General features: G+C 43.3%; 4 protein-coding genes and 4 tRNA genes. 2 read left to right on the top strand and 6 right to left on the bottom strand.

The genetic code is table 11. The features are described 5' to 3' along the window. Window positions 1-160: 160 nt before the first annotated feature. The 4 genes from H0247_RS19050 to H0247_RS19035 all read right to left on the bottom strand — a co-directional run bounded on the left by H0247_RS19050 (window position 161) and on the right by H0247_RS19035 (window position 623). Window positions 161-236 (bottom strand) — tRNA-Thr (locus H0247_RS19050). 6 nt (window positions 237-242) lie between these two features. Beyond that, window positions 243-317: transfer RNA gene (locus H0247_RS19045), tRNA-Gly, on the bottom strand. Between the two features lie 130 nt (window positions 318-447). Next, window positions 448-532 (bottom strand) — tRNA-Tyr (locus H0247_RS19040). 15 nt (window positions 533-547) lie between these two features. Then, window positions 548-623, bottom strand: a tRNA-Thr gene (locus tag H0247_RS19035). Window positions 624-954: 331 nt separating this feature from the next. Here H0247_RS19035 and H0247_RS19030 point away from each other — a divergent pair. Both H0247_RS19030 and coaA read left to right on the top strand, forming a co-directional pair. Beyond that, complete coding sequence (locus H0247_RS19030) at window positions 955-1503, top strand: GNAT family N-acetyltransferase (protein WP_180743931.1); 549 nt, start codon at window positions 955-957, stop codon at window positions 1501-1503. A 210-nt stretch (window positions 1504-1713) separates the two neighbouring features. After that, complete coding sequence (gene coaA, locus H0247_RS19025) at window positions 1714-2664, top strand: type I pantothenate kinase (protein WP_180743930.1); 951 nt, start codon at window positions 1714-1716, stop codon at window positions 2662-2664. A gap of 38 nt (window positions 2665-2702) precedes the next feature. Here coaA and birA read toward each other — a convergent pair whose 3' ends face one another. Both birA and murB read right to left on the bottom strand, forming a co-directional pair. Further along, a complete protein-coding gene (gene birA / locus H0247_RS19020) occupies window positions 2703-3662 on the bottom strand; it encodes a bifunctional biotin--[acetyl-CoA-carboxylase] ligase/biotin operon repressor BirA (protein ID WP_180743929.1) in 960 nt (319 codons plus the stop codon). Continuing rightward, window positions 3659-4696, bottom strand: coding sequence for a UDP-N-acetylmuramate dehydrogenase (murB, locus tag H0247_RS19015; RefSeq protein ID WP_180743932.1), 1038 nt, complete (start codon window positions 4694-4696; stop codon window positions 3659-3661). Before murB ends, birA begins: the two co-directional genes overlap by 4 nt. Window positions 4697-4825 lie beyond the last annotated feature (129 nt).

Raw genomic sequence — 4825 nt, 5'->3', positions numbered from 1 at the left:
ATAGTACCGACGTTAACGTGCGGTTTTGTACGTTCAAATTTTTCTTTAGACATCGATTGTCCCTCTAAGACACGGATAAATCGGTGGTATCACCACATCAACCAAGCAATAGCTTGCTGAATTTATTCACAGAAAGAAAATCAGGAGGAGGAAAAGGAAGTGGTGCTGATAGGCAGATTCGAACTGCCGACCTCACCCTTACCAAGGGTGCGCTCTACCAACTGAGCTATATCAGCACATCTTGGAGCGGGCAGTGGGAATCGAACCCACATCATCAGCTTGGAAGGCTGAGGTAATAGCCATTATACGATGCCCGCATCCTGGAACTCGGCTACCTAATTTTTCTGTAGATTTTGAAGTTGAGGAATAAAAATCTCTAGACCCCGCCTTCGTCGATCCGGTTTGATTTTGCTACCGTATCGAATATTCTGTTACCAGAATTGAATTTGGTGGTGGGGGAAGGATTCGAACCTTCGAAGTCTGTGACGGCAGATTTACAGTCTGCTCCCTTTGGCCGCTCGGGAACCCCACCTGATTGTGTACTTGATGGTGCCGGCTACCGGAATCGAACTGGTGACCTACTGATTACAAGTCAGTTGCTCTACCTACTGAGCTAAGCCGGCATCAAGTGCTGCGCATTCTAGGTAGACAGAGCGTTCGATGCAACAAAAAAATTGCGTAAAATGTGCTTTCGCTTAGATTTTATCCAGATTCACTCACAATTCTAGGTCAGCAACAAAAATTAGTGCAAAGAACCATCAAATCCTCTCTAGGAAATGCGCATTGCACCATCAAATTTACCCTATATCTCTTGCACCAAAAATGCGCCTCTTGCCCTTAAAGAGAACATGTCCCTCACTGACAGACGCTATTTTGCTCATTTTTCTAAGAAAATAAACTTGGAACAAATTTTGCCGAGTTAGAAACAAATTTCTGAAGAACGAGCAAAATACGATGAAAATAGTTCAACTCAATGCGGCAACCTTACCTGTCTATCGTGAAGAACTGGCCAGTCTATTAATAGATGCTGTAGAAAAAGGCGCCTCTGTTGGATATCAATCGCCTCTGCACCACAAAGAAGCTATGGAATATTTTCATGGATTACAAGCATCTGTCGCTAACGGTGATCGCATGCTATGGGCAGCACGCGACGAGAAAGGTATCGTCGGAAGTGTACAGCTAGAGTTATGTCAAAAGCCAAACGGGAGAAACAGAGCTGAAATTCAAAAATTGTTAGTTCATAGCCGTGTACGGAGAGCGGGAATAGGCAGACAGCTCATTCAGTTACTGGAAAAACACGCGCTTTTCCAACAGAGAGGGTTACTCTACTTAGATACCCAAGCTGGCTCCCCAGCAGAAGCGTTCTACCGAGCCTTGGGTTATCGCCATCTGGGAGAGTTGCCTGACTATGCTTGCACACCCGATGGTTATTACCATCCAACGGCTATCTACTATAAACGCCTCTTTGCCGTGAATGGGTTAGGTAAAGCCATCGCCAGCTAGCTTGCACCCGATGCGTAAACATAGAAGCATCGGGTACAGAACCGATTTTCTCTTCTTCTTTCTATCCGCAAAGTGTTAACCTGCCCATTATCAAAAATTTATTACATAAGAAAAGGTGCCGCGACCATAACGTTGGCTAAACTAATAGCCCGTTTTCTTCGCTGGCTGAGAGTCCCTTTTCTTACCTGTGAAGCAGGCAGAAGACGACTTATGAGCAATAGAGAGCAATCCTTGGCCACGCCATATCTACAATTTAATCGCAGCCAATGGGCCGCCTTGCGCGATTCCGTCCCGTTAACGCTGACAGAGGAAGAAATCGTTAAGCTCAAAGGGATTAACGAAGACCTTTCATTAGACGAAGTCGCAGAAATTTATCTGCCACTATCCCGCCTGCTCAATTTTTATATCAGCTCTAATTTACGCCGTCAGGCCGTGCTTGAGCAGTTCTTAGGTACGGATGGCCAAAAGATACCTTACATAATTGGTATTGCGGGTAGTGTCGCCGTGGGAAAAAGTACCACAGCCCGTGTGCTCCAAGCATTATTAAGCCGCTGGCCGGAACATCGCAGTGTAGAACTCATTACAACCGACGGATTTCTTCATCCAAATAAGGTGTTAAAAGCACGTGACTTGATGAAGAAAAAAGGCTTTCCTCAGTCATACGATATGCATAGCCTGGTAAAATTTGTTTCTGATATAAAATCAGGGACACACAAAGTCACAGCCCCAACGTATTCTCATCTAACCTACGATATCGTTCCTGATAACAACAAAGTGTTGGAGCAACCTGATATTTTAATATTAGAAGGTTTGAATGTTCTACAAAGTGGAATGGACTATCCACATGATCCTCATAGAGTTTTTGTCTCTGACTTTGTAGATTTTTCTATCTACGTTGATGCGTCTGAAGCATTGCTACAGGCATGGTATATAAATCGTTTCTTGAAATTTAGGCAAGGTGCTTTCTCAAATCCGAGCTCATACTTTCATAATTATGCGAAACTGACGGAAGAAGAAGCTGTCGGCATTGCATCTCAATTATGGAAAGAAATTAACGGACTTAATCTAAAAGAAAATATTCTACCCACGCGGGAAAGAGCTAGCCTTATTCTGACTAAAAGTGCTAATCATGCCGTTGAATGTGTTCGACTAAGAAAGTGACAAACGAATAAATATGTAAAAAGGGGGCCCCCCCCCTTTCATGCACCACGCAGAGAAATCTCCCCACCAATATATGGTGTAACTGAACCGTCATTTTCTAATAACAATGCACCCTGGCGATCTATTCCTCGATCGGTCCCATATATTTCACGATTGCCGATAATCAAACGAACCGGGCGATTAAAATAATTATCCAACTTTTCCCATCTGGGAATAAATGGCTCAAGACCTTGTAGTTCAAAGACGGCCAAAGCGCTTCTTAATTCAGAAATAAGAGTCGAAGCAAGTGTATTACGATTAATATCTATACCTGCTTCTTGTAAATTTATCCAGCCTTGACTAATTGTATTTGGAGCCGGCTCTCTCATCTGTAAATTAATGCCCGCACCAATAACCAGATTAGCCGCATCCCCCGTTTTTCCAGTAAGTTCGACAAGAATACCGGCGAGTTTTCTGTCCTTAAGATATAAATCATTGGGCCATTTGACTCGAACACCATCAGCACCAAGCTTATGTAGCACTTCTGCCATTACGATGCCGATAACCAAACTAACTCCAACAGCCGCTGCAGGCCCCTGTTCTAGGCGCCAGTATAAAGACAAATATAAATTTGCACCAAAGGGCGAGAACCATTGCCTGCCCCGACGACCACGCCCAGATTGCTGATATTCAGCAAGGCATGCATCACCGGAGGATAAGGAGTCAAGGCGATCTAAAATATACTGATTAGTAGAATCAACGACAGGTAAAACTGTCACTCCACCTTCGGGTAGATGCTTGAGAATAATCTCCTCATCTAATAACTGCATAGGCGCAGGTAAAGAATAACCTTTACCCGTCACAGTAAAAACATCAATTCCCCAATCACGTATGGTCTGAATATGTTTATTAATCGCAGCTCGACTCATACCCATTATTTCACCCAATAACTCACCGGAATAAAATTCACCATCAGAGAGAATTCTGATTAATTTAAGGGGAACCGTAATATCTTTCATGATAATACCTCGATGGCATTGACCTCTCCAGACGCAGCAATAAAGCGGACTTCTGGCTCCAGATGTATGAAGAATTTCTCAGCGACCTGGTTACGAACATAACGCGCTAATTCGACAATATCTGAACTTTTTGCATTGTTTTTATTAATTAGAACCAATGCCTGTTTCTCGTGCACAGCCGCACCACCAAGCTGAAATCCTTTAAGATTACACTGTTCAATTAGCCATCCAGCGGCCAATTTAACGTTTCCATCGGCTTGTAAATATTGAGGAGCGTGCGGATACTCTCGTAAAATGCATTCAGCATGCTGTGGTGTAATTATCGGGTTTTTGAAGAAGCTACCAGCATTACCCGTCACTACAGGGTCTGGGAGTTTACTTCGACGCATATGGCATACAGAATCAAATACTTGCTGTGCCGTAACGGTTTTAGGGTCCAGCTTGACCAAGTCACCGTAGTTAAGTATCGGCTTCCACTCTTTTTTTAAAAAGAACCCTACGGCGGTAATCGCAAACCCAGAGCGGTATTGATGCTTAAATATGCTTTCACGGTAATCGAATTGGCATTCCTCAGAGGTAAAACGCATGACGTTACCTTCAGCCAGATCCAACACGTCAACATAATCACAAACATGCTGTAATTCGATACCGTACGCACCAATATTCTGTATCGGTGCAGAACCCACACATCCTGGAATTAATGCCAGATTCTCTAACCCTGCAATACCATGCCTAAGCGTATATTCAACTAATTGATGCCAATTCTCACCTGCACCAACATGAAGATACCAGCCATCGCTTTCTTCTCGAATATCTATACCCTTGAGCCGATTTAACAGAATAGTGCCTAAGAAATCTTCAAGAAAAAGGACATTACTCCCTTCCCCTAACAATAAAATCGGCTCTTGTGATACGTTAGCGACGCGCCATTCCTCGATCAATTTTTCTTGAGTATCTGCTACCGCAATACGAAAGGCAGACACAGATAATGAGAAAGAGTTATGAGGCTTTAATGAAATAATGCTCGATGGCATGATGGAAATACCTACTAATTCAGATATCACATAGTCTACCTGATCTACGCGAGATACCGACTGCCTTTTGCCACCGGATACGTATAAACAATTTTTTCCTAACGCTCATAGCAAAAAGCCCCTGTCTTT

It is taken from the genome of Pectobacterium sp. CFBP8739 (assembly GCF_013449375.1).
Taxonomy (GTDB): Bacteria; Pseudomonadota; Gammaproteobacteria; order Enterobacterales; family Enterobacteriaceae; genus Pectobacterium.
This window is presented reverse-complemented; position numbering and strand designations above follow the sequence as displayed.

Bases quoted from the DNA above. Each gene is read 5' to 3' on its own strand.
- coaA (WP_180743930.1), top strand. From the start codon at position 1,714: ATGAGCAATAGAGAGCAATCCTTGGCCACGCCATATCTACAATTTAAT.
- murB (WP_180743932.1), bottom strand. From the start codon at position 4,696: ATGCCATCGAGCATTATTTCATTAAAGCCTCATAACTCTTTCTCATTA.
- H0247_RS19030 (WP_180743931.1), top strand. From the start codon at position 955: ATGAAAATAGTTCAACTCAATGCGGCAACCTTACCTGTCTATCGTGAA.
- birA (WP_180743929.1), bottom strand. From the start codon at position 3,662: ATGAAAGATATTACGGTTCCCCTTAAATTAATCAGAATTCTCTCTGAT.